The sequence below is a fragment of the Pseudomonas sp. GW456-L12 genome (genome assembly GCF_059424045.1).
In genome coordinates this window covers 1-22,134 of the sequence record NZ_JBWKZA010000020.1, presented here as the reverse complement: position 1 = coordinate 22,134, position 22,134 = coordinate 1, and the positions used below count along the sequence as shown (strand labels likewise).

The window sequence follows — 22,134 nt, the reverse complement described above, 5'->3', positions numbered from 1 at the left end:
ATGAAGCTTCGTCCTCTGCATGACCGCGTCGTTATCCGTCGCAGCGAAGAAGAGAAGAAAACCGCTGGCGGTATCGTTCTGCCAGGTTCGGCTGCTGAAAAAGCCAACACCGGTGAAGTTCTTGCTGTAGGTCCAGGCCGCGCTCTGGAAAACGGTGAAGTACGTGCGCTGGCCGTGAAAGTGGGTGACAAGGTTGTGTTCGGCCCTTACTCCGGCAGCAACACTGTGAAGGTAGACGGCGAAGACCTGCTGGTAATGGCTGAGAACGAAATTCTCGCCGTTATCGAAGGCTGATTACCCGCTCATTTTCCCGTTACTACAAAGTATTTAAGGAATATCGATCATGGCTGCTAAAGAAGTTAAATTCGGCGACTCCGCCCGCAAGAAAATGCTCACCGGCGTTAACGTCCTGGCTGACGCGGTAAAAGCGACCCTGGGCCCGAAAGGCCGTAACGTGATCATCGAGAAGAGCTTCGGCGCTCCGACCATCACCAAGGACGGCGTTTCCGTCGCCAAAGAAATCGAGCTGAAAGATCGCTTCGAAAACATGGGCGCGCAGCTGGTAAAAGACGTTGCTTCCCGTGCCAACGATGACGCCGGCGACGGTACCACCACCGCCACCGTACTGGCTCAGTCGATCGTCAACGAAGGCCTGAAAGCCGTCGCTGCCGGCATGAACCCGATGGACCTGAAACGCGGCATCGACAAGGCGACCATCGCCATCGTCAAAGAGCTGAAAGGTCTGTCCAAGCCATGCGCCGATTCCAAGGCCATCGCTCAGGTCGGCACCATCTCCGCCAACTCCGACAACTCCATCGGCGACATCATTGCCGAAGCCATGGAAAAAGTCGGTAAAGAAGGCGTGATCACCGTTGAAGAAGGCTCGGGCCTGGAAAACGAACTGTCTGTCGTTGAAGGCATGCAGTTCGACCGTGGCTACCTGTCCCCTTACTTCATCAACAAGCCGGACACCATGGTCGCCGAGCTGGACGGCCCGCTGATCCTGCTGGTGGACAAGAAGATCTCCAACATCCGGGAAATGCTGCCAGTGCTGGAAGCCGTTGCCAAAGCCGGCCGCCCACTGCTGATCGTGGCTGAAGACGTTGAAGGCGAAGCCCTGGCGACTCTGGTTGTGAACAACATGCGTGGCATCGTCAAAGTCGCTGCCGTCAAGGCACCAGGCTTCGGCGACCGTCGCAAGGCCATGCTGCAGGACATCGCCGTCCTGACCGGCGGTACCGTCATCTCCGAAGAGATCGGCCTGAGCCTGGAAAGCACCACCCTGGAGCACCTGGGTAACGCCAAGCGCGTGATCCTGTCCAAAGAAAACACCACCATCATCGACGGTGCTGGCGTTGAAGCGGACATCCAGGCTCGTGTGACCCAGATCCGTCAACAAGTGGCCGACACTTCGTCCGACTACGACCGTGAAAAACTGCAAGAGCGTCTGGCCAAGCTGTCCGGCGGCGTTGCGGTGATCAAGGTTGGCGCCGGTTCCGAAGTTGAAATGAAAGAGAAGAAAGCCCGCGTTGAAGACGCCCTGCACGCTACCCGTGCAGCCGTTGAAGAAGGCGTGGTACCTGGCGGTGGCGTAGCCCTGATCCGTGCCCTGCAATCGATCAGCGGCCTGAAAGGCGACAACGCCGACCAGGACGTGGGTATCGCTGTTCTGCGTCGCGCTGTCGAAGCACCTCTGCGCCAGATCGTTGCCAACTCCGGCGACGAGCCAAGCGTAGTGGTCGACAAGGTCAAGCAGGGTGAAGGTAACTACGGTTACAACGCTGCTACCAGCGAATACGGCGACATGATCGAAATGGGCATCCTGGACCCAACCAAGGTGACCCGTTCGGCGCTGCAAGCGGCATCCTCCATCGGCGGTCTGATCCTGACCACCGAAGCGGCTGTTGCTGAAATCGTTGAAGACAAGCCTGCAGCTGGCGGCATGCCAGACATGGGCGGCATGGGTGGCATGGGCGGCATGATGTAAGCCAGCCTTACCCCTGTACGAAAAAGCCCCGCCGGCGAAAGCCGGCGGGGCTTTTTTATGGGTGGGAGTTTTTACCTGGGCCATCGCCGCGAGCAGCGCGCTCCTACAGGTGTGCGTGGTTTTGTAGGGAGGGCTCGCTCGCGAAAAGACCTCAGGCCTTCACCGCTTCCGTCTCCATCACCGGCTCGGCCTTGGCTGCCGGTCGATAGAGAATGAAGTAGTACGCCCCCAGGCAGATCAGCCAGCAGAAGATCGCGGTCCAGACGTTGTGGGAGAAGAAGTGCGCGCCCTGCAGCATGCGCCCGACCGAGAACACCGTGCCGAGGGCAAAGGCGAACACCAGCGCCTTGCGCGCCAGGCGCGGGCGGCGATCACGCAGGACAAAAAACAGCGCGAACAGGGTGAAACCGGTGGCGGCATGGCCGCCTGGCCAGCAGCGACCAGGCTTGTCGGTCGCTGGCCGGGGGCTGAGCAGTTCGCTGTAGGTTTCCTTGCCGCCGAACTCTTTCAGGCTCCACGGGCACTGCACGGCGGTGACCGCCTTGACCGGGGTGACAAAGGCGGTGGCCAGGCCCAGGGACAGCACCAGGCAACCCAGCTCGCGCTTGAACGGCTTGAGACGCTGGACGAAGAAGGCGCCGATGAAGCCGACAATGGCCAGCACCGAAAAGACGATGACCAGCTGCTTGGCCCGGTCATGCAGGATATTTTCCAGGAAATAACTGTGGCCGCCGATGAAACCGCCAGCGGCGGGGTCATAAAAGTACCGGGCCAGATCCATGTCCAGGGTGGTCAGTTCAAGCAGCAGCAGGATGACGGCAGCCAGGGCGGGTATGCCCAGGCAGATCCACCAGTTCAGCGCTCTGGAGGCGGGGCGGGCGAGGGTCAAAGCCATGGAAAGTCCTTCGAGGGAAGCGTTGCGGTCGCGGGTTCCCGCGGAGTCTGGAGCGGCCCTTGTCGTCAGCGTGTGAACCCTGGGTGAAAAACTCGTCAAGGCCCTGGAACCCTGCGGCGGCATTCGCCGCGGGGGCTTGAACAACCCTAGCCGTCAGCCACGCTTGGCCTTAAGCTGCGCGAGCCAAGACGGCCGTAACTGTGTGCGGAGAGAGTGCCCATGCGAATTCTACTGGTTGAAGACAACCGCGATATTCTGGCCAACCTGGCCGACTACCTGGGGCTAAAAGGCTACACCGTGGACTGCGCCCAGGACGGTCTGTCGGGCCTGCACCTGGCCGCCACCGAACATTACGACCTGATCGTGCTCGACATCATGCTGCCGGGTATCGACGGTTACACCCTGTGCAAGCGCCTGCGCGAAGATGCCCGCCGCGATACACCGGTGATCATGCTCACCGCCCGCGATCAACTGGACGATCGCCTGCAGGGCTTCAAGTCCGGGGCCGACGATTACCTGGTCAAGCCCTTCGCCTTGTCCGAGCTGGCCGCGCGCGTCGAGGCGGTCATGCGCCGTACCCAGGGCGGCGGGCGCCGGGCCCTGCAGGTCGGCGACCTGAGTTATGACCTCGACACCCTGGAGGTCACCCGCGAAGGGCGCCTGCTCAAGCTCAACCCCGTGGGGCTCAAGTTGCTGGCGGTGCTGATGCAGAAGAGCCCCCATGTGCTGCGCCGGGAAATTCTCGAAGAGGCGCTGTGGGGCGACGACTGCCCGGACAGCGACAGCCTGCGCAGCCATGTCCACCAATTGCGCCAGGTGATCGACAAGCCGTTCGGCAAACCGTTGCTGCATACCGTGCACGGTGTCGGTTACCGCCTGGCCGAGGGTCGTGATGGAGTTTAAGCAAAGCCTTTCCCAGCGGATCATCATCGCCTTTGCGCTGATGAGCGCGCTGGTCGCTGGAGCCTTCGCCCTGGGTATCGTGGCGACGGTGCACCTGGTGGAAGAGAAGCTGATTTCCGCGGGCCTGGGGGGCGACCTTCAGCGTCTGCTGTTGATGGACAACGTTTCCGACTGGAGCCACCGTCCCGAGCCGGACCAGCTGTTTTATTTCAGCGGCGGGCGCGGCGATTTCGAGCTGCCCAAGGATCTGCGGCATCTGGATCCGGGCTTTCATGAGGTCTTCCGCGAACAGCTGTCGTATCACGCCATGGTCGAAGTGGTCGACGGTCGACGCTATGTGCTGCTGCAGGACCAGAGTGATTTCGAAGAGCGCGAACGGGTGCTCTTCGCGGTGGTGCTGGTGGGCTTTGTGCTGAGCCTGGCCTTGGCGGTGTTCCTCGGCTGGGTGCTGGCGCGCCGGGTCATGGCGCCGGTGGTGAGACTGGCGCGGCAGGTGCGCCATCGCGACCAGCTGCTGGGGCTGGCGCCGCCATTGGCACCGGACTACGCGGCCGACGAAGTGGGGGAGCTGGCGGTGGCCTTCGACGCCACCCTGGGGCGCTTGCGCCAGGCCCTGAACCGCGAGCGCCTGTTCACCAGCGATGTCAGCCACGAACTGCGTACGCCGCTGATGGTACTGGCCAGCTCCTGCGAGCTGTTGCTGGAAAACCCGGCGATCGATCAGCGAGGTCGGGCGCAGGTCGAGCGTATCGCCCGGGCGTGCGGCGAAATGCGCGAGCTGGTCCAGACCTTCCTGATGCTGGCCCGCGCCCAGCGCGAAGACGGCGGCATGTCGCCCCAGGCGACCTTGAGCCAGGTGGCCGAGGACCTGGTGGGCCTGTGGGGCGGACCGATCCGGCAAAAGGGCCTGGAGCTGATCTTCGACGCCGGCCAACCGCTGGACACCCGCTATAACGCCACCTTTTTGCACGCGGTGATGGGCAACCTGCTGCGTAATGCCTTGCACTACACCGAGCACGGCTTCATTCGCTTGAGCCTTGAGCCGAGCGGCTTTGTGGTCGAGGACAGCGGTGTGGGCATTCCCGAGGAGAAACGCGAGGCGATGTTCGAGCCTTTCGTGCGTGGCAACGAGAAGCGCGGCGAGGGCCTGGGCCTGGGACTGTCGCTGGTGCAGCGGATCTGCGAGGACCAGGGCTGGAGCGTCAGTCTCAGCACCATGGAACCCAACGGCTGCCGGTTTCATGTCGAATTGAACTGCCGCGCTGCATGATGGGTCTCCATGACTGCTGCGTGGGCCGTCACGGAAATTTCCCCGGTTGATGGCCCCAGGCCACTTATGGGAGCCTGTAAAACTCTGAAATATTTCCGCTCTGGACCGGACGAAGTTTTCACAAAGACATGACCTGACGCTGACAAGCCGCTGCCTAAGGTGGGGCCATCAGATTCAGGAGACTGTGTGATGGCGCCCCCGATCAAGCTGGAATTTTCCGAGAAGTACGACGAACAGCACGCTCAGGAGTATCTGCTCAAGCATCAGGATGGCGTCGCTCGCCGTCTGTCCCACAAGCGCGACGAGCAGTTGGCGCGTGCGGCGCTGGCCATGGCCGGAGAGCCGGGGCTGGTGCTTGACCTGCCCTGTGGTGCCGGGCGTTTCTGGCCGTTGCTGGCGGAGAAACCCAACCGCGTGATCATCGGTGCGGACAATTCCGCGGCGATGTTGAAGATCGCCACGGTGGCGCAACCGGCTGACGTGGTGAAACGGGTACAACCCTTGCAGACGTCTGCCTTCGACATCGACTTGCCGGATAACGCCGTCGACAGCATTTTCTGCATGCGGCTGCTGCACCACATTGGCGAGTCGTCCCATCGCCTGGCTCTGCTCCGGGAGTTCCAGCGGGTTACCCGGGACAGCGTGATCGTTTCACTGTGGGTCGATGGCAATTTCAAGGCCTGGAAACGCAAGCGCATGGAAGTGCGGCGCAAGGAGGAATCCGGGCAGGAAGGTTACCAGAACCGTTTTGTGTTACCGGCTGCCACGGTTGAAGAAGAATTCAAGCAGGCCGGGTTTCGCGTTCAGGATCATCTGGACTTTTTTCCGCTCTACGCCATGTGGCGAGTCTACGTATTACGCAAGAGGTAACAGGATGGCCGTTGAATGTGCACCGGAAATGGAAGTCGCTGCTGCAGACCGTTTCGACTACTTCTGGAGTCAACAGGGGGAGTGGGTCGAAGAGCCCAATCAGCGTCGCGGCGGGGAAAGTGGCGTTCAACGTCTTCCGGGCACTGACGGGCGTGTGCTGTATGCCAAGCGCCAGATCGGCCATATCTATCGCAGCTGGTTGCACCCCTTCGGCCGCCCCACGGTGCTGCGCGAGCAGGATGCGCTCAAGGGCCTGAGCCAGCTCAACGTGGCGGTGCCGCACCTGGTGTTCTGCGGTGCGCAGCGTGATTCCCAGGGCCAGTGGCGTGCCTTGCTGGTGACCGAGGCTCTGGATGGCTTCGTGGAAATCGACCACTGGTACGCCGCTGGCGAGCGCGAGCGCCACGGCGAGGCCCTGCATGAGCGTGTGCTCAAGGAACTGGCGGCCACGCTGGCGCGCATGCACCGGGGCCGCTGGCAGCATGGCTGCCTGTATAGCAAGCATGTGTTCGTGCGGGTCATGGGTGAGGGCGAAGCGGCGAAAGTGGATATCGCGCTGCTGGATTTCGAGAAATGCCGCCAACGCCTGACCGCTAAACGGGCTGCGGCCCATGACATCAAACAATTGCGGCGCCACTCGTCGTGGAGCACCACGGACTGGGACAAACTCTACTATTTTTATAGAACGGCGTTTGGCAGCGCTATCAAAGGCTTATAGTGATGAAGCTCGAAATTGCACGAGGTTTGTTTTTAGTAGGAGCCTTGGCAGTTGCATCCTTGGCGGTGGCTGCATGGGAGCAGCCACGCATGGAAGTCCTCAGTAGTACACAGGCGGGGGCGCACTGTCCTCTGCCACGGGTCGCCAAAGTGCCCAAGACAAGTACGGCGGCCAGACCCGATCAGGATCTTTTGTTGTTCATGTTCGGCCTGACTCAGGGAATGAGGCCACAGAGTTGAATACCATCAAGCCCGATAAAAAGGCCTCGCATCGCTAGGCCTTTTTTATTGCGCGTCCTTCACTTGTCTGGCCTGGCCAGCAGGGTGTAGATGCAAGGCAGCACGAACAGGGTGAACAGGGTGCCGATCGACATCCCCGTGGCGATCACCGTGCCGATGTCGAACCGGCTGACCGCGCCGGCACCCGTGGCCAGGATCAGCGGCACCATGCCGAAGACCATCGCCGCGGTGGTCATCAATACCGGCCGCAGGCGAATGGCCGCGGCGGCTTCCACGGCCTCGCGCGGCGTCAGTCCCTGGTCCTTGCGCAGCTGGTTGGCGAACTCGACGATCAGGATTCCGTGCTTGCTGATCAGGCCGATCAGGGTCACCAGCCCGACCTGGGTATAGATGTTCATGCTCGACCAACCGAGAAACAGTGGGATCAAGGCCCCGCAGATCGACAGCGGCACCGTCACCAGGATCACCACCGGATCGCGGAAACTCTCGAACTGCGCCGCCAGCACCAGGAAAATGATCGCCAGCGCCAGGCCAAAGGTCACCCACAGCGCGCTGCCCTCCTGGACGAACTGTCGTGAGGCCCCGGCATAGTCGAAGGCATAGCCCGGCGGGGCTTCTTCCTCGGCGATCTGGCGCACGGTATCGATCGCTTCACCCATGCTCACGACCGGGAATCCGGAAATAGTCGCGGCGTTGAGTTGCTGGAACTGGTTGAGCTGCCGAGGCCGGGCCCGATCGTGGACGCTGATCAGGGTCGACAGCGGCAGCGCCTCGCCCTTGGCGTTTTTCACGTAGTAGTTGTTCAGCCATTCGGGGTTGTCGCGATAAGGCCGTTCGACCTGGGCGATGACCTTGTAGCTGCGTCCCTCGATGGTAAAACGGTTGATTTCCGCCTCGCCGAGCAAGGTGGCCAGGGTCCCGCCCAGGTCCAGCATCGACACTCCCATTTGCGCGGCCTTGGCGCGGTCGATGTCGACCACCACTTCCGGCTTGTCGAAGGCCAGGTCGATATCGACAAAGGCGAACTTGCCCGATTCCATGGCGCGCTTCTTCACCCGGTCGGACAGTTCCAGCAGCGACTCGTAATCGTTGGGGCTATTGATGATGAAGGCGAATGGCAGCCCTTCGCCGGTGCCCGGCAGGGACGGCAGGTTGAAACCGAAGACCTGCAGCCCGGCGATGCCCGCGAGCCGGGCCTGGACTTCGGGCAGGATCTGCATCTGCGTGCGCTTGCGCTCGTTCCAGGGTTTGAGCAGGAAGCCGCCGATACCCGATTGCACGCCGTTGAAGCCGTTGATCTGGAACGAGGAGTAGTACTCGGGGAACGTCTTGAAGATCTCCAGGAACTCGTCGGTGTAGGCGTTGAGGTAATCCAGGTTGGCCGGCTGGGGCGCGGTGGCCATCATGAAAATGATGCCCTGGTCCTCGTCCGGGGCCAGTTCCGACTTGGTGAACTTGAGCAGGGCCGGGATCAGGCACAGCACGATCAGGGCGAACACCAGGACCACCGGCCGAGTGTTGAGGGTGCCATGCAGCAGGCTCTGGTAGCGACGCTTGAGGCTTTCGAAAATCAGGTCGAGGCGGTGGGCCAGGCCGCTGGGGTTTTCATCGTGGCGCAGTAGCAGGGCGCACATCATCGGCGACAGGGTCAGGGCGACGATGCCGGAAATCACCACCGCGCCGGCCAGGGTCAGGGCGAACTCCTTGAACAGCGCCCCGGTGAGCCCCTGCAGGAAGCCGATGGGGGCGTAGACCGCCGCCAGGGTGATGGTCATCGACACCACCGGCATGGCGATTTCCCGGGCGCCTTCGAGGGCCGCGTCCAGCGACGTCTTGCCTTCCTCGATATGGCGGTGGATGTTTTCCACCACCACGATCGCGTCGTCCACCACCAGGCCGATGGCCAGCACCATCGCCAGCAGGGTCAGCAGGTTGATCGAGTAGCCCATCAACTGCATGAAGAACATCACGCCGATCATCGACAGCGGAATGGTGACCACCGGGATCACCACCGAACGCAGTGCGCCGAGGAACAGGAACACCACCACGATCACGATCAGCACGGCTTCGAACAGGGTCTTCACCACCTCGTTGATCGAGGCCTGGATGAACAGCGTGGCATCGTAGGCGATCTCCGACTTGAGGTTGGGCGGCAACTGGGCCTCCAGCTCCGGCATGATCTTGCGCACTTCCTTGATCACGTCCAGCGGGTTGGCGTTGGGGGTTGCCTTGATGCCGATATAGACCGAAGGAATGCCGCCAAAGGAGCTGATGGCGTTGTAGTTCTCCGCGCCCATCTCGACCCGTGCCACGTCGCTGAGCAGCACCCGGCTGTCGCCCTCGGTCCGCAGGGGAATGGCGGCGAAGGCTTCGGCGGATTTCAGTTCGGTGCTGGCGTTGATGCTGGTGACCACGTACTCGCCCTTGATCTCACCGGCCGCGGACAGGAAGTTGTAGCGGCGTACCGCGCTGGTCACGTCGCCGGCGCTCAGGCCGTAGCCGGCGAGCTTGACCGGGTCCAGCCACAGGCGCATGGCGAACACCTGGTTGCCGAGGATCTCGGCCTCGGCCATGCCCGGCAGGGTTGCCAGCTTCGGCTGGATCACCCGCGACAGGTAGTCGGTGATCTGTGGGTTGTTCAACTCCTGGCTGAAGAAGCTGATGTACATCAGCGCCGAGGCGTCGGCGGCTTCCTTGCTCAGCACCGGGTCCTCGGCGTCCTGGGGCAGCTTGTTCTTCACCTCGTTGGCCTTGGCCAGCAGCTCGGTGAACAGGCGGTCGCTGTTGGCGCCGATGCGGGCGTAGACCGAGATCACCGAGAAGTTCTGGCGACTGACCGAGGTCATGTAGTCGATGCCCTCGGCACTGGCCAGGCTCTGCTGCATCGGTTGGGTGATATAGCCCTGGATGGTCTCGGCGTTGGCCCCGGGGTAGGCGGTGGTCACCGTGATCAGGGCGTTTTCCATTTGCGGATACTGGCGCAGCGGCAGTTTGCTCCAGGCCTGGAAGCCCAGCAGCACGATCAGCAGGCTGACCACGGTGGCCAGGACCGGACGACGGATGAACGGATCTGTAAAAGCCATGAGGATTCCTTGATCAGTTCGCGCGTGGCTGGCCGCTCTGTTCGGGGGGCAGCATCTTGTCCGGGGTGATGGCGATGTGGGCGCCATGGTCCAGCTTGATTTGCCCGGCGCTCACCACCTGTTCGCCGCTGCGCACGCCCTTGTTGATCAGCACCAGGCCGTTGCGCCGTTCGCCGGTTTCGATGAAGCGCCGCTCGGCGATCAGCACCGGCTGGCCCTTGTCGTCTTTCTCCGGGCTGCCATCGGCGGCCTTTTTCTCGGCCACCACGTACAGCGAGTTACCGTACAGGGTGTAGGTGATGGCGCTCTCCGGTACCACCACCCGGGGCTGCGGATCGGGCAGTAGCACCTGCAGGTTGGTGAACATGCCCGGCAGCAGCTTGCCGTCGGGGTTGGCCAGGGTGGCGCGCACCTGCACGTTGCGCGTGGTGTCTTCGACCTTGGGGTTGATGGCGCTGATGGTGGCGGTGAACTGTTCCGCCGGATACGCGGAGACCATCACGCTGACCGATTGGCCCAGGGCGATTTTCGGCACGGCCTGTTCCGGGACGAAGAAGTCCACGTACAAGCTGCTGAGGTCCTGCAGGGTGGCGATCACCGTGCCGCTGGCGAGGTAGTCGCCGACATCCACATGGCGAATGCCGATGGTGCCGCTGAAGGGCGCGAGCAGGCGTTTTTTCGCCAGTGCCGCCTTGAGCTGATTGACCGTGGCCTTGTTCTTTTGCAGCACCGCCGACAATCGATCGTATTCGCCGCGGGAAATCGCCTGGCTGCCCACCAACTGGCTGCCGCGGCCATAATCAAGCCGGGACAGGCCCAGGTCGGCCTGGGCGGTTTCCAGCAGGGCGCTTTCCACGTCGCTGTCGAGTTGCAGCAAGGGCTGCCCGGCCGTGACCTTCTGCCCGGACTCGAACTGCAGCTCCTTGACGGTCCCGGCTACTTCCAGGCTGAGGTTGACCCCCTGCAGGGCCTTGAGGGCGCCGACCGTGGGCAGGCGGGTTTGCCACGGTTGTTCGCGAGCCGTGGCCACGGCCACGCTGATCGGCGGCTTGGGCACCGAGAAGAGCTTGACCTGCTGATAGATGGAGAAGGCCTTGTAGCCTGCCAGCAACAGCACGATCAGCAGGACGACACCCAACATGATAAACATGCGGCGACGCAGCATATTCCGGTTCCTTGGAAAACGAAGCTGGGAAAACCAAGCTGATTGCCGAAGACATTACTCCGACTTTTCGGGGGCTTCCAGATGACAATCCGGTCATCCAGAGTCCTGTTTTCCAATCCTGCGCGGCGGCGAAAAACTAGACCAGGTGCAAATGGTTGTCCCAGAGCCCTGCCGGCAAATCCAGGGGTTTTGCCTCCAGTTGTTTCTGGCGACAGTCGTAGAGGCGGCAGCGCCCCTGGCCCGAGGTCACGACAAAACCATCCGCCACCGCACCGACCCCGGCACAGTCCGGCAAGGGCGCGTCCAGGCGCACTTCGGCGCTGTCCAGGTCCCAGATGAAAAAGCGGTTGCCGCGCGGAGCGGTGAGGGCCACCAGGCGCAGTTCGCTGTGCACCGCGACGCTGGCGGTGTAATGCCCCATCGCCTGCAACTGGTGCTCGGCCACCGGGAAGGCCTGGAACGGCTGCCCCGGGCGCTTGATCGCCAGCAGCTGCGACGACTCGTGGGCATCGCCCATGAACTGCTGGCCGGTGACGATGGTGCCGTCGCCGGCGATGCCCATGTGGCGCACGCTGTTCATCTGCTGGGCCAGGGTTTCCTTGCTCAGCAGGTTGCCATCGCGCTGCATCAGCACCAGGCTCGGCTCCATGGCGTCGAGGTTCATCTCGACGCGGCTTTCCGCTTCGGTGCGAATCCCGCCGTTGGCCACCACCAGGGTTTCGCCGTCCGGCATCCACGACACCTGGTGCGGGCCGATGCCGTGGGTCGGGATCTCGCCGCTGTGCACCAGGCGTTCGCCCTCGAACCGGTACACCCCGAGCAGGCCACGACCCGGATCGCTTGTGTCGTTTTCGGTGGCGTACAGCCAGTCGCCGCTCTTGTGGATCACCGCGTGGCCATAGAAGTGCCTATTCGGCTGCGAGGCCAGGGTTTGCAGGAGGGTGCCGTCGCGCAGGTCGATCAGGTAGCTTTCGGTGCCCGGGCGACGGGCGACGAACAGGGCGATCGGCAGCGTCGGGTGGTTGACGATGTCATGGCAGCGTTGGCCAACCCGGGTGGCGAACACTTGCGTGCCGTCCAGGCGATAGCCGACGGCGAAGTGCTTGCCGTCGCCGTCATCGCGCGCCGAGAGCAGCAGCGGGCCTTGGTCCTTGTGCTTGAACAGCGTCCAGCCACCCAGCGTGACGGCGCTCAGCAGCAGGCTGCCGAGTGCCAGAGCCTGACGTCGCAGCATGATCAGTCACCGTCGTTGGCGTTGAAGCCCAGTTGGATGCCCAGCGCCTTGGCCAGTTCGCCTTCGTGCAGGCGGTGGACGACGTTGAGGCTGTCGTAGATATCGTTCAGTTGCTGGCGGCCGGCGTCGTCGGCCAGCAGCTCGGTCAGCGAACGCTGGGTGCTGGCGAACAGCTTCAGCGAGGCGGTGTAGGCGGCGTCGATCTTGTCGGCCAGCGGCTTCTGCTCGGCCGGCAACAGGCCGCGCAGGCCCTTGTTGTCGACCCCGGCCCAGACGGTCTGGGCCGCGGCGAGGCTGGCTTCCAGGCTCTGCATGGACGACTGGCTGCGCCAGGCGTCGGCCTGGAACGGCTGTGGAATGCCCTTGCTCTGACGGCCCATCGGCGTGCCGAGCTTCTTCTTCAGGGTGTCCAGCGCGGTGACCTGGACCCGCAGCAGGTCGGCGATGGCCTCATGGGAGTCGGCGTAGCGCTGGTTGGGGAACTTGCTCATCTGCGCGAGCATGCCGTCGCTGGTGTTCCAGCGCGACAGGATCTCTTCGGCGAGCTGCTTCTGGCGTTCGCCAATGGCGCTCAGCAGCGGGCAGTAGCGGGCTTTCTGCTCGCTGTTTGCCATGTCGATCTTGCTGTCGAACAGGATGTATTCGTAGGCGGAGAGGCCTTGCACCACGACGCTGGACTTGGCCAGGGCGGCGGCGTCGATCTGCGGCGTGGCGCTGACCAGCTGTTCGACCTGACGGCCGACCAGGTTCTTCTTGTCCGGCCAGAACTGCACTTGCCAGGAGCGGTTGCCCTCGGCCAGCGGCCCGATCAGCAAGGGTTGCAGTTCGGCCCAGGCTTTCTGCGCGTGCAGGAAGTCGGCACGGGCGGTGTCCAGGCTTTGCTTGCCTTCACAGAAGGCCAGGGCGCTGATCGCCAGCTGGCGGTCGGCTTCGACCCAACGGCTGTAGGTCGGCAGGATCACCTGTTTGGCGATGGCCGCCGAGGTCACGGCTTGTGGGTCCTGCGGCGAGCAGGCGCCCAGGGCGAGCGCGGCAAGGCTGGTGAACAACAGCTTGGGACGGAACATGTTCGGGCTCCCGTTTCTTGTAAGAAGGCGTTAAAGAGAATTCAGGAATGCCAGCAGCGCAGCGCGCTGTTCGGCATTGAAGGATAAAACCTGTCGCTGCGCCGCCTGGGCCTCGCCGCCGTGCCAGAGCACGGCTTCGAGCAGGTTGCGGGCGCGACCGTCATGCAGGAACTGGGTGTGGCCGCTGACTGTTTGCGTCAGGCCGATCCCCCACAACGGCGGCGTGCGCCAGTCGCGGCCGCCGGCCTGGAATTCGCTGCGGTGGTCGGCCAGGCCTTCGCCCATGTCATGCAGCAGCAGGTCGCTGTAGGGGCGGATCACTTGATTGGCCAACTCGGGTTCCGCGGCGTCGGCGGCGGTGGTGAACCGGGGGGTATGACAGGACTGGCAGCCGGCCTGGTAGAACAGGTTCTTGCCGGCCAGCACCTGTGGCGAGCCAACCTCGCGGCGCGCCGGCACCCCGAGGTTGCGGCTGTAGAACAGCACCAGGCGCAGGATGTTGTCGCTGACTTCCGGTTCGCCATCCGGCCCGTTGCCGTTGGGGGCTTGCTTGCAGGCGGTCTGGGCGTCGGTGCAGTCATCGAAGGGTCTCAGGCTGGTGGTCAGGCCCATATCACCAGAGAACGCGTGAACATTTTGTTGATTGAGGTTGGGTTGTCCGGCTTTCCAGCCAAAACGCCCGAGTACGGTCTTTTGCTGGGCATCGTCCCAGACCCGGTTCGGCCGTCCGGCAATGCCATTGCCAGCCTTGGCTTGCGCTTGGGCATTGGCCAGGATCGCCGCCTCGGGGATGGCTTCGAGCAGGCCCAGGCCGATCATCGGCGGCGCCACGCGGGCTGAGAAGCGGGTGTCGGGATGCATCGGGCCATAACCGAGCTGGGTGATCTGCAGCTTCGGCTTGCGCAGTTCGACTTCGCTGCCGTCCTTGAAGCGCACGGTCAGCGGTTCGTACTCGACCCGCACCTTGCCTTCCGGGGCGACGCCAGGCACCGCCATGTCCTGGAACTGCCCGCCATACACCGGCTCGGGCACTATGCCCAGCTGCTCGATGGCCTTGGCGTAGGCCGGCTCATTGGGGATCGACAGGCGCACCAGCATCGACACGGCATTGTCCGAGTCGGGCGTCGGCGGGTGGCCGCGGCCGTCCTTGATATGGCAGTTCTGGCAGCCGTTGGTATTGAACAGCGGGCCCAGGCCATCGCGGGCGGTGGTGGTCGAGGGAGCGATCACCCAGGGGCTGCGGAAGAAACTGTTGCCGACGCTGAAGTCCAGGCGCCGGGTCGGCGACAGGTTGGCCGACGGCATGGAAAAGGCGTTCTGGTCGCTCTTGCGCACGGTCGCTTCACCGCCGGAACGCGCTTCGCCCGGCTCGGCCTGGGTAAAACGCGGGGCGTCATCGCAGGCACTCAGGCTCAAGGCCATGAACAGCGCAGACCAGCGAAGCAGCGACGGGGGCATCGGATATCCTGCAGGACGAGCAAAACAAGGGCGCAAAGTCTAACAGGGCAGGGGAGTTTGAATAAGAGGAATTATCGTTCCGCTTGACCTGAGGCAAGAGCGGAGCACCTGCCTGTAGCCGCTGCCGCAGGCTGCGATAAGGCCGTAGGCCTTCAGCAATCTTGGACCCAGCGCCCCCTTCGGTGGCGATCGCAGCCTGCGGCAGCGGCTACAGGCCAGGCACAAAAAAGGCGACCCGAAGGTCGCCTTTTCATTCCCGCAACGCTGATCAGAACTCGTGATCGGCGTTGTCCGGGTTCAGGTCGCTGATACCCAGCTTGCCCGCGGCCTGTTCGATCGAACCGGTCTGCTTGACCAGCGCGGCGATGGCGTCACGCACGATCTGGTTGCCCGCGTCGTTGCCGGCGGCGATCAACTGGTCGTAGTGCTCACCCTTGTTGGCGTGATCGACCATGACCTGGATCTTGGCTTCGGTGGCGGCCAGGTCGGCCTTCAATGCGGTGTCGGCGGTCGGGTCGATTTTCGCCACCAGCGACGACAGGCTGGCGCCGGTCAGCTTGGTGCCGTCGACGCGGGTGTATTCGCCCAGGTACACGTTGCGGATGCCCTTGGCATCGTAGAAGTGCGAGTTGTGGGTGTTGTCGCTGAAGCAGTCCTGTTCGTCTTCAGGGGAGTTGGCTTCCAGGGACACCTTCATGCGCTCGCCCGCCAGTTCGCCCAGGGACAGGCTGCCCATGCCGAACAGCATTTTGCGCAGGCCGCTTTCAGCCGGCTCGGCTTCCAGGGTGGCGCGGTAGTTGTCGGCCACGTTCGGCTTCCAGTTGCCGACCATTTCTTCCAGGTCGTTGACCAGCAGTTGGGTCACGGCTTTCAGGTAGGCACGGCGACGGTCGTTGTGGCCGCCGGTGGCGCCGGCGCCTTCCAGGTAGTCGGAAGCCGGACGGTTGCCGGCGCCAGGGCCGGTGCCGTTCAGGTCCTGGCCCCAGAGCAGGAATTCGATGGCGTGGTAGCCGGTGGCGACGTTGGCCTCGGAACCGCCCAGCTCGTTGAGGCTGGCGAGTTTTTCCGGGGTGATGTCCTTCACGTCGACCTTGTCTTCGCCGACCTGGACTTCAGTGTTGGCGATGATGTTGGCGGTGGCGCCCGGGTTACCCAGCGCGTGCTCGTAGGACTTGTCGACGTAATCGATCAGGCCTTCGTCCAGCGGCCAGGAGTTCACCTGGCCTTCCCAGTCGTCGACGATGGTGTTGCCGAAGCGGAACACTTCGCTCTGCAGGTAAGGCACGCGAGCCGCGACCCAGGCAGCCTTGGCGGCTTTCAGGGTGTCGGCGTTGGGCTTGGCGAGGAAGGCGTCGATCGCGGTCTGCAGGGTCTTCGCGGTGGATTCGGCATCGCTGTACACGGCGAAGACCATGTCGGCGTAATGCGCGACGACCGCCTTGGCCGCCGCTTCATCGACCTTGCCGGCCGCAGGAGCGGTGGCCGGGGCTGCGGTGCTGGCGGCTGGGGTAGCGGCTTGCGGCGCGGCAGCCTGGTCTTTGCCTTCGCCGCAACCGGCGAGGGAAATAGCGATGGCCAACAGACTGGCGGTAGCCAGAGGCATACGAATCATGGCGAACATCCTGCTTCGAGAGAGGGGTGGAGTGGCGCGGGAGATGCGCAAAACTGCGACATAATGCGAAAGATTTGCATTATGTGTAAAGGGTTGTGGTTGTAAATATTTCCTATTCAGGAAGCGATTGCGCTGGATCAGGCTTATGCGCGCAATCGGGTCTTCAGAGGATGGCCGCGTTACTGCGCTGGGCCTGTTTCAGGTAGGCGCTCAGTTCCCGTGCCGGCAGGGGTTTGCTGTAGTGATAACCCTGACCTTCGTGGCAGCCTTCGGAGATGATGTAGGCCTCTTGTTCGGCGGTTTCCACGCCCTCGGCGATCACCTGCATGCCCAGGCTTTTGCCCAGCTGGATGATCGCCCGCACGATGGTCGCATCGTCGTCGTCATCCAGCAGGTCCTGGACGAAGCTCTTGTCGATCTTGATCTTGTCCAGCGGCAGGCTCTTGAGGTAGCTCAGGGACGAGTAGCCGGTACCGAAGTCGTCGATGGCGATCAGCGCCCCCGAGCGGCGCAGGCTCAACAGGTGCTGGGCGGCGGTGCTGATGTCTTCCATCAGGCCGGTTTCGGTGACTTCCAGCTCCAGGCTGCGCGGCGGCAGGCGATAGATCTGCAGCAGGTTGTTGACCACCCGCGGCAGCTCGGCGTGGTGCAGTTGCACGGTGGACAGGTTGACCGCCATGCGCAGGTCGCTGAAGCCCAGGTCATGCCATTCGCGCAGTTGGCGGCAGGCCTGGTCCAGCACCCATTCGCCGATGGCGATGATGGTGCCGTTCTGCTCGGCCAGGGGAATGAACAGGTCCGGCGGGACGAAGCCGTGTTCCGGATGCTGCCAGCGCAGCAGCGCCTCGACCCCGACCACACGATGATCGCGGTAGCTGATCTGCGGCTGGTAGACCAGGTGGAACTGCTCGCGGCTCAGGGCTTCGCGCAGGTCTTTTTCCAGTTCGCGGCGCCGGCGCATCTCGCTGTCGACGCTGGCGATATAGAACTGATAACGGTTGCGCGACCGGCTTTTGGCCAGGGTCATGGTTTGCTCGGCTTTCTGCAGCAGCTTCTCGGTGCTGTCGCCGTCTTCCGGGAACAGGGTGATGCCGATGGTGGCGCGCAGGCGGATTTCCTGGTGGTCGAGGGCGAACGGTGCTTCCAGGTCGTCGAGAATGCTCTGCGCCAGTTCGGCGGCTTCGTAGGGTTGTTCGATATCGGCCTGGACCAGGGCGAACTGGTCGCCGCCAAGGCGGGCGAGGGCGCCCAGGCGACCACTGTGGGCCCGCAGGCGATCGGCCAGGGCCAGCAGCAACTGGTCGCCGGTCTGGTAGCTGAACTGTTCGTTGATGCCTTTGAAGTCGTCGAGGCCGACACAGAGCACCGCGACCCGGCGTTGCAGGCGGCCGGCGTCGATCAGGATCTTGTCCAGCTGCTGTTGCAGTTGCTGGCGGTTGGGCAGGCCGGTGAGGAAGTCGTACTGGGCCATGCGCAACAGGCTGTTTTCCGCTTCATGGCGCAGGTGCGTGTTGCGTTCGATCGATGCCAGCAGCTGGTTGGCGGTATTGATCCAGATCCCCAGCTCGTTTCGCTCGTGGCCCTTGAGCAACGGGATCTGATGTTCGCTGGGGCGGTCCGGATTGATGGTGGTCAGGTGCTCGATGATCCGCGACAGCGGCTTGGTCAGCAGCCAGTGGTAAACCAGGTACAGCACCAGGCCCATGGCCAGGGCGCGCAGTACGCCGGAAATGAAAATGATCACCGAGCTGACGATAAACCCCTGGCCGTAGGTGGCCGTGTCGAGGGTGATGCTCAGGTCGCCGTAGTATTCGCTGTAGGGCCCACGACCCACCAGTTGGGTGGTGAAGGTGCGCTCCTTGCCGAGGATCAGATCGGTCAGCCAGCGGCTGGGGGAATTCTGCAACTCACGGGTTTTTTCCGCGAGCATGGTTTCGTTGGGATGGCCAATGGAGGCCATGCGCACAGCATCGTCCTGGAACAGACCTTCGATGACTTGCATGCCCATTTCGCGGTCCAGGCTGTAGACGGCCTGGGTCGAGGGGTCGCGAAACATGTCGAGAATGCGCTGGGCATCATTAGCGACCGCCTGCCGAGTCTTATAAGCATCGAAGACGATTTGTGCGCAGCTCAGCACTACGCCCACTATCAGTGCCGACAGCAGCACAACCCGGAGCAACTTCACCGACAAGCTGTTTTTGAGTTCCAGCTTCAAAGGGTTATTCCTTGTTCCGTGCGGGTAGCGTCAAGTTGCCATGAGTATTGGCAATCCCGTGATGGCAGTCAAAGGGACAATCAGGCCCAGGATATTTCACCTGTAGGCTTGGTTGGAATGCCGGGAGCCAGCATATCCGCGCTTATCGGTTATATGTCGGTAGCCAAGCCTTGCAACTTGAGGGACGGCGGAGATTTTTTAGCTGAATAGAGAGGTTGGTCCGCCGGGCTGGTACGGCAAACCTGGCCCTTGCCGGTAAAACGAAAAAACCCGGCAATGCCGGGTTTTTTTGACTGCAAACGGGCTTAGGCGACGAAGGTCTTGCCTTCGAACTGCTCGGCCACGAATTTCCAGTTGACCAGGTTCCAGAACGCTTCGACGTACTTTGGACGCAGGTTGCGGTAGTCGATGTAGTAAGCGTGTTCCCAGACGTCGCAAGTCAGCAGCGGGGTGTCGCCGCTGGTCAGCGGGTTGCCGGCGCCGATGGTGCTGGCCAGGGCCAGGGAACCGTCAGCCTTTTTCACCAGCCAGCCCCAACCGGAACCGAAGGTGCCGACGGAAGTCTTGGTGAATTCTTCTTTGAACTTGTCGAACGAACCGAAAGCGGCGTTGATGGCTTCAGCCAGTGCGCCGGTTGGTTGACCGCCGGCGTTTGGCGCCAGGCAGTTCCAGTAGAAAGTGTGGTTCCAGACCTGAGCGGCGTTGTTGAAGATACCGCCCGAGGAAGACTTGACGATCTCTTCCAGGGTCTTGCCTTCGAACTCGGTGCCTGGCACCAGGTTGTTCAGGTTCACGACATAGGTGTTGTGGTGCTTGTCGTGGTGGTATTCCAGGGTTTCCTTGGAAATGTGCGGCTGCAGGGCATCGTGTGCGTAAGGCAGCGGCGGCAATTCGAAAGCCATGATGATTCTCCTAATCAGGTCAGTTGCGGTGAGCGCAAGGCCGATCACGGGCGGCCAGACAAGCGCCGGGGAGTTTGTACTCTTTGCGGCGCAGGGTTCGGATCATAGCACCGGGGGTGCGGCATAACCACGCAACAACTGTGTGGGATAGAGGTTCCAGAGCCTTTTGGAATAAATCACCCAGCGGTCATCAACTGGATCGCGACACTGAACATCATCACCGCCACCAGCAGGTCGAGAATGCGCCAGGTGCTCGGCCGTGCCAGCCACGGAGCCAGCCATGCGGCGCCGAGGGCGAGGGTGAAAAACCACAGCAGCGAAGCACTGGCCGCGCCGACCACATAGGCGCCGGGTTCGGTCTGTTGCGCGCCCAGCGAGCCGATCAGCAGCACCGTGTCCAGGTACACATGGGGGTTGAGCAGGGTCACCGCCAGCGCACTGAGCAGCACCGCGCGCAGCGAGCGCACGGTCTGGTTCTCGCCCTGTTGCAGGCTCTGCCTGGAACAGGCGCGACGCAGGGCCTGGCTGCCGTACCAGATCAGGAACGCGGCGCCGCCCCAGCGGGCAACCGCCAGCAGTGTCGGGCTCTGCGCCAGCACCGTGGCCAGGCCGAATACCCCGGCCGCCACCAGCAACGCATCGCAGGTCACGCACAGCACGGCCACCGGCAGGTGGTGTTCACGGCGCAGGCTCTGGGCCAGGACAAACGCATTCTGGCTGCCGATCGCCATGATCAGCCCGGCCGCTACCAGCAGCCCGTTAACGTAGCTTTGCCACATGGCGTTTACTCCTCGCCCGAGGCCAGTTGCCGCAGCACGCCCATGGCGCGCTCGGCATCGGCCTTACCGACAAACAGATGATCGTGGTAGTAGCCGGCGATCACGTTGCAACTGATCCCGGCCTTGCCCAGGGCGCTGGCGAACGCGGCGGTCAGGCCGACGGCTTCCAGGGCCGAGTGCACATTCAGGGTGATCCAGGCCGCGACGTAGTCGAAACCCAGCCCCAGCCGCTCGGCCTGCTGGCGTTCGAGGATCACCGTGAGCCCTTCCTGCTCGCGAAAGCTGCCCAGTACGTCGCTACCTTCGAGCAGCGCGCGATCGGCGATGGAGCAGAACACGTAGTCGCCGTGGTTGAGCTGCGGGCTCATGCTGCGCAGCAGGGTATCGAGGGAGGTTTCGCCAGCCATGAAAAAGGTCCTTGAACGAGAAAGCATGCTGGCTATTCTCCGGTTGCAGGCTGTATAAGAAAAACCAATATTACTGATCGCTCATTAGGAAAACTGATGTTCGACTATAAATTGCTGTCCGCCCTGGCCGCGGTGATCGAACAGGCCGGATTCGAGCGTGCCGCGCAGGTGCTGGGGTTGTCGCAGTCGGCCATTTCCCAGCGGATCAAGCTGCTCGAGGCGCGGATCGGCCAGCCGGTGCTGGTGCGGGTCACGCCGCCGGCGCCGACGGAAATCGGCCGGCGCCTGCTCAACCATGTGCAGCAGGTACGCCTGCTCGAACGCGACCTGCAGAGCCAGGTGCCGGCCCTGGACGAGGAAGGTTTGCCGGAGCGTCTGCGCATTGCCCTCAACGCCGACAGCCTGGCCACCTGGTGGGCCGAGGCGGTGGGCGACTTCTGTGCCGAGCAGCACTTGCTCCTCGACCTGATCGTCGAAGACCAGACCGTGGGCCTCAAGCGGATGCGTGCTGGCGAAGTGGCGGCCTGTGTCTGCGCCAGCGAGCGGCCGGTGGCGGGCGCCCGCAGTGTGCTGCTGGGTGCCATGCGCTACCGTGCACTGGCCAGCCCGGCCTTCCTTGCGCGGCATTTTCCGCAAGGCGTGCAAGCCGAGCGCCTGGCCCGCACGCCAGCCCTGGTGTTCGGCCCGGACGATTTCCTGCAGCACCGCTACCTGGCGGCGCTGGGGGGCGATGGCGGGTTCGAGCATCACCTGTGTCCCTCGTCCGAGGGCTTCATCCGCCTGACCGAGGCCGGCCTGGGCTGGGGGCTGGTGCCCGAATTGCAGGTGCGCGACCAGTTGGCGCGGGGGGGGTTGGTGGAGCTTTTGCCAGATAAGCCGATCGATGTGCCGCTGTACTGGCATCATTGGCGCAATGGTGGCCAACTGCTGGGCCTGCTCACCGAGCACCTGGCGCGTTCTTCGGCGCAATGGCTGGTGCCCTTGGAGCAGCCATAAGCGTCAAGCGACAAGCTCCAAGTGGGCAGCTTGCGCTTTGGTTTTCAACTTGCAGCTTGCAGCTTGTAGCTCGTCACTGCGTTTTTTTAGGAGCAAGTCATGAAAATTCTGGTCACCGGCGCAAGCGGCTTCATTGGTGGACGCTTCGCGCGTTTTGCCCTTGAGCAGGGCCTGGATGTACGGGTCAACGGGCGTCGGGCCGAAGGTGTGGAGCATCTGGTGCGGCGCGGGGCCGAGTTCGTCCAGGGCGACTTGAGCGACGCGGACCTGGTGCGCGACCTGTGTCGCGACGTCGATGCGGTGGTGCATTGCGCGGGGGCGGTGGGGCTCTGGG

The 22,134-nt window shown here is 63.0% G+C and carries 20 protein-coding genes; 9 read left to right on the top strand and 11 right to left on the bottom strand.

Translation table 11 applies throughout. The features are described 5' to 3' along the window. Both AC07Y9_RS22110 and groL read left to right on the top strand, forming a co-directional pair. The gene (locus AC07Y9_RS22110) at positions 1-294 is read left to right on the top strand and encodes a co-chaperone GroES (RefSeq protein WP_007932704.1); all 294 of its coding nucleotides are present in this window, start codon (positions 1-3) and stop codon (positions 292-294) included. Between the two features lie 49 nt (positions 295-343). After that, the gene (gene groL / locus AC07Y9_RS22105; RefSeq protein ID WP_007932705.1) at positions 344-1,987 is read left to right on the top strand and encodes a chaperonin GroEL; all 1,644 of its coding nucleotides are present in this window, start codon (positions 344-346) and stop codon (positions 1,985-1,987) included. 151 nt (positions 1,988-2,138) lie between these two features. On the opposite strand, the gene AC07Y9_RS22100 is transcribed toward groL, so the two are convergent. Further along, on the bottom strand, positions 2,139-2,882 hold the full coding sequence (locus tag AC07Y9_RS22100) for a phosphatase PAP2 family protein (RefSeq protein ID WP_053262438.1): 744 nt from the start codon (positions 2,880-2,882) through the stop codon (positions 2,139-2,141). A 219-nt stretch (positions 2,883-3,101) separates the two neighbouring features. Here AC07Y9_RS22100 and colR point away from each other — a divergent pair, with 219 nt between their 5' ends. From colR to AC07Y9_RS22075, 5 genes are all read left to right on the top strand, one after another. Then, entirely contained in the window at positions 3,102-3,785 is a 684-nt protein-coding gene (colR, locus tag AC07Y9_RS22095; RefSeq protein ID WP_009050537.1) for a two-component system response regulator ColR, read from the top strand. Next, the gene (locus tag AC07Y9_RS22090) at positions 3,775-5,055 is read left to right on the top strand and encodes a sensor histidine kinase (protein WP_102678506.1); all 1,281 of its coding nucleotides are present in this window, start codon (positions 3,775-3,777) and stop codon (positions 5,053-5,055) included. Before colR ends, AC07Y9_RS22090 begins: the two co-directional genes overlap by 11 nt. A gap of 189 nt (positions 5,056-5,244) precedes the next feature. After that, positions 5,245-5,925 carry a class I SAM-dependent methyltransferase gene (locus AC07Y9_RS22085; RefSeq protein WP_007932714.1) on the top strand — a complete coding sequence of 227 codons (681 nt, stop codon included), beginning with the start codon at positions 5,245-5,247 and terminating at the stop codon, positions 5,923-5,925. Between the two features lie 4 nt (positions 5,926-5,929). Then, on the top strand, positions 5,930-6,643 hold the full coding sequence (locus AC07Y9_RS22080; protein ID WP_087090162.1) for a lipopolysaccharide kinase InaA family protein: 714 nt from the start codon (positions 5,930-5,932) through the stop codon (positions 6,641-6,643). A gap of 2 nt (positions 6,644-6,645) precedes the next feature. Further along, the gene (locus AC07Y9_RS22075) at positions 6,646-6,882 is read left to right on the top strand and encodes a hypothetical protein (RefSeq protein ID WP_087090164.1); all 237 of its coding nucleotides are present in this window, start codon (positions 6,646-6,648) and stop codon (positions 6,880-6,882) included. A 59-nt stretch (positions 6,883-6,941) separates the two neighbouring features. On the opposite strand, the gene AC07Y9_RS22070 is transcribed toward AC07Y9_RS22075, so the two are convergent. The 10 genes from AC07Y9_RS22070 to AC07Y9_RS22025 all read right to left on the bottom strand — a co-directional run bounded on the left by AC07Y9_RS22070 (position 6,942) and on the right by AC07Y9_RS22025 (position 20,804). Continuing rightward, entirely contained in the window at positions 6,942-9,965 is a 3,024-nt protein-coding gene (locus AC07Y9_RS22070; protein WP_102678505.1) for a multidrug efflux RND transporter permease subunit, read from the bottom strand. A 13-nt stretch (positions 9,966-9,978) separates the two neighbouring features. Next, the gene (locus tag AC07Y9_RS22065) at positions 9,979-11,130 is read right to left on the bottom strand and encodes an efflux RND transporter periplasmic adaptor subunit (protein WP_102678504.1); all 1,152 of its coding nucleotides are present in this window, start codon (positions 11,128-11,130) and stop codon (positions 9,979-9,981) included. Between the two features lie 136 nt (positions 11,131-11,266). Further along, positions 11,267-12,364, bottom strand: coding sequence for a DUF1513 domain-containing protein (locus tag AC07Y9_RS22060; protein WP_102678503.1), 1,098 nt, complete (start codon positions 12,362-12,364; stop codon positions 11,267-11,269). A gap of 2 nt (positions 12,365-12,366) precedes the next feature. Then, entirely contained in the window at positions 12,367-13,431 is a 1,065-nt protein-coding gene (locus tag AC07Y9_RS22055; protein WP_053262432.1) for an imelysin family protein, read from the bottom strand. Positions 13,432-13,461: 30 nt separating this feature from the next. Further along, on the bottom strand, positions 13,462-14,889 hold the full coding sequence (locus AC07Y9_RS22050; protein WP_102678502.1) for a di-heme oxidoreductase family protein: 1,428 nt from the start codon (positions 14,887-14,889) through the stop codon (positions 13,462-13,464). A gap of 268 nt (positions 14,890-15,157) precedes the next feature. Continuing rightward, positions 15,158-16,501, bottom strand: coding sequence for an imelysin family protein (locus AC07Y9_RS22045; RefSeq protein WP_102678501.1), 1,344 nt, complete (start codon positions 16,499-16,501; stop codon positions 15,158-15,160). A gap of 163 nt (positions 16,502-16,664) precedes the next feature. Continuing rightward, entirely contained in the window at positions 16,665-18,716 is a 2,052-nt protein-coding gene (locus tag AC07Y9_RS22040) for a putative bifunctional diguanylate cyclase/phosphodiesterase (protein ID WP_007929764.1), read from the bottom strand. A gap of 305 nt (positions 18,717-19,021) precedes the next feature. Then, positions 19,022-19,618: a superoxide dismutase gene (locus AC07Y9_RS22035; protein WP_007929765.1), complete on the bottom strand. Its 597-nt coding sequence runs from the start codon at positions 19,616-19,618 to the stop codon at positions 19,022-19,024. Between the two features lie 176 nt (positions 19,619-19,794). Next, positions 19,795-20,397: a LysE/ArgO family amino acid transporter gene (locus AC07Y9_RS22030; protein ID WP_053262430.1), complete on the bottom strand. Its 603-nt coding sequence runs from the start codon at positions 20,395-20,397 to the stop codon at positions 19,795-19,797. A gap of 5 nt (positions 20,398-20,402) precedes the next feature. Beyond that, entirely contained in the window at positions 20,403-20,804 is a 402-nt protein-coding gene (locus AC07Y9_RS22025; RefSeq protein ID WP_102678500.1) for an ACT domain-containing protein, read from the bottom strand. Positions 20,805-20,900: 96 nt separating this feature from the next. On the opposite strand from AC07Y9_RS22025, the gene AC07Y9_RS22020 reads away from it, so the two are divergent. Together AC07Y9_RS22020 and AC07Y9_RS22015 are read left to right on the top strand one after the other, a co-directional pair. After that, positions 20,901-21,800, top strand: coding sequence for a LysR family transcriptional regulator ArgP (locus AC07Y9_RS22020; RefSeq protein WP_102678499.1), 900 nt, complete (start codon positions 20,901-20,903; stop codon positions 21,798-21,800). Positions 21,801-21,899: 99 nt separating this feature from the next. Beyond that, positions 21,900-22,134 (top strand): NAD-dependent epimerase/dehydratase family protein (locus AC07Y9_RS22015; protein WP_146021743.1); only part of this gene is annotated, 235 nt, incomplete at its 3' end.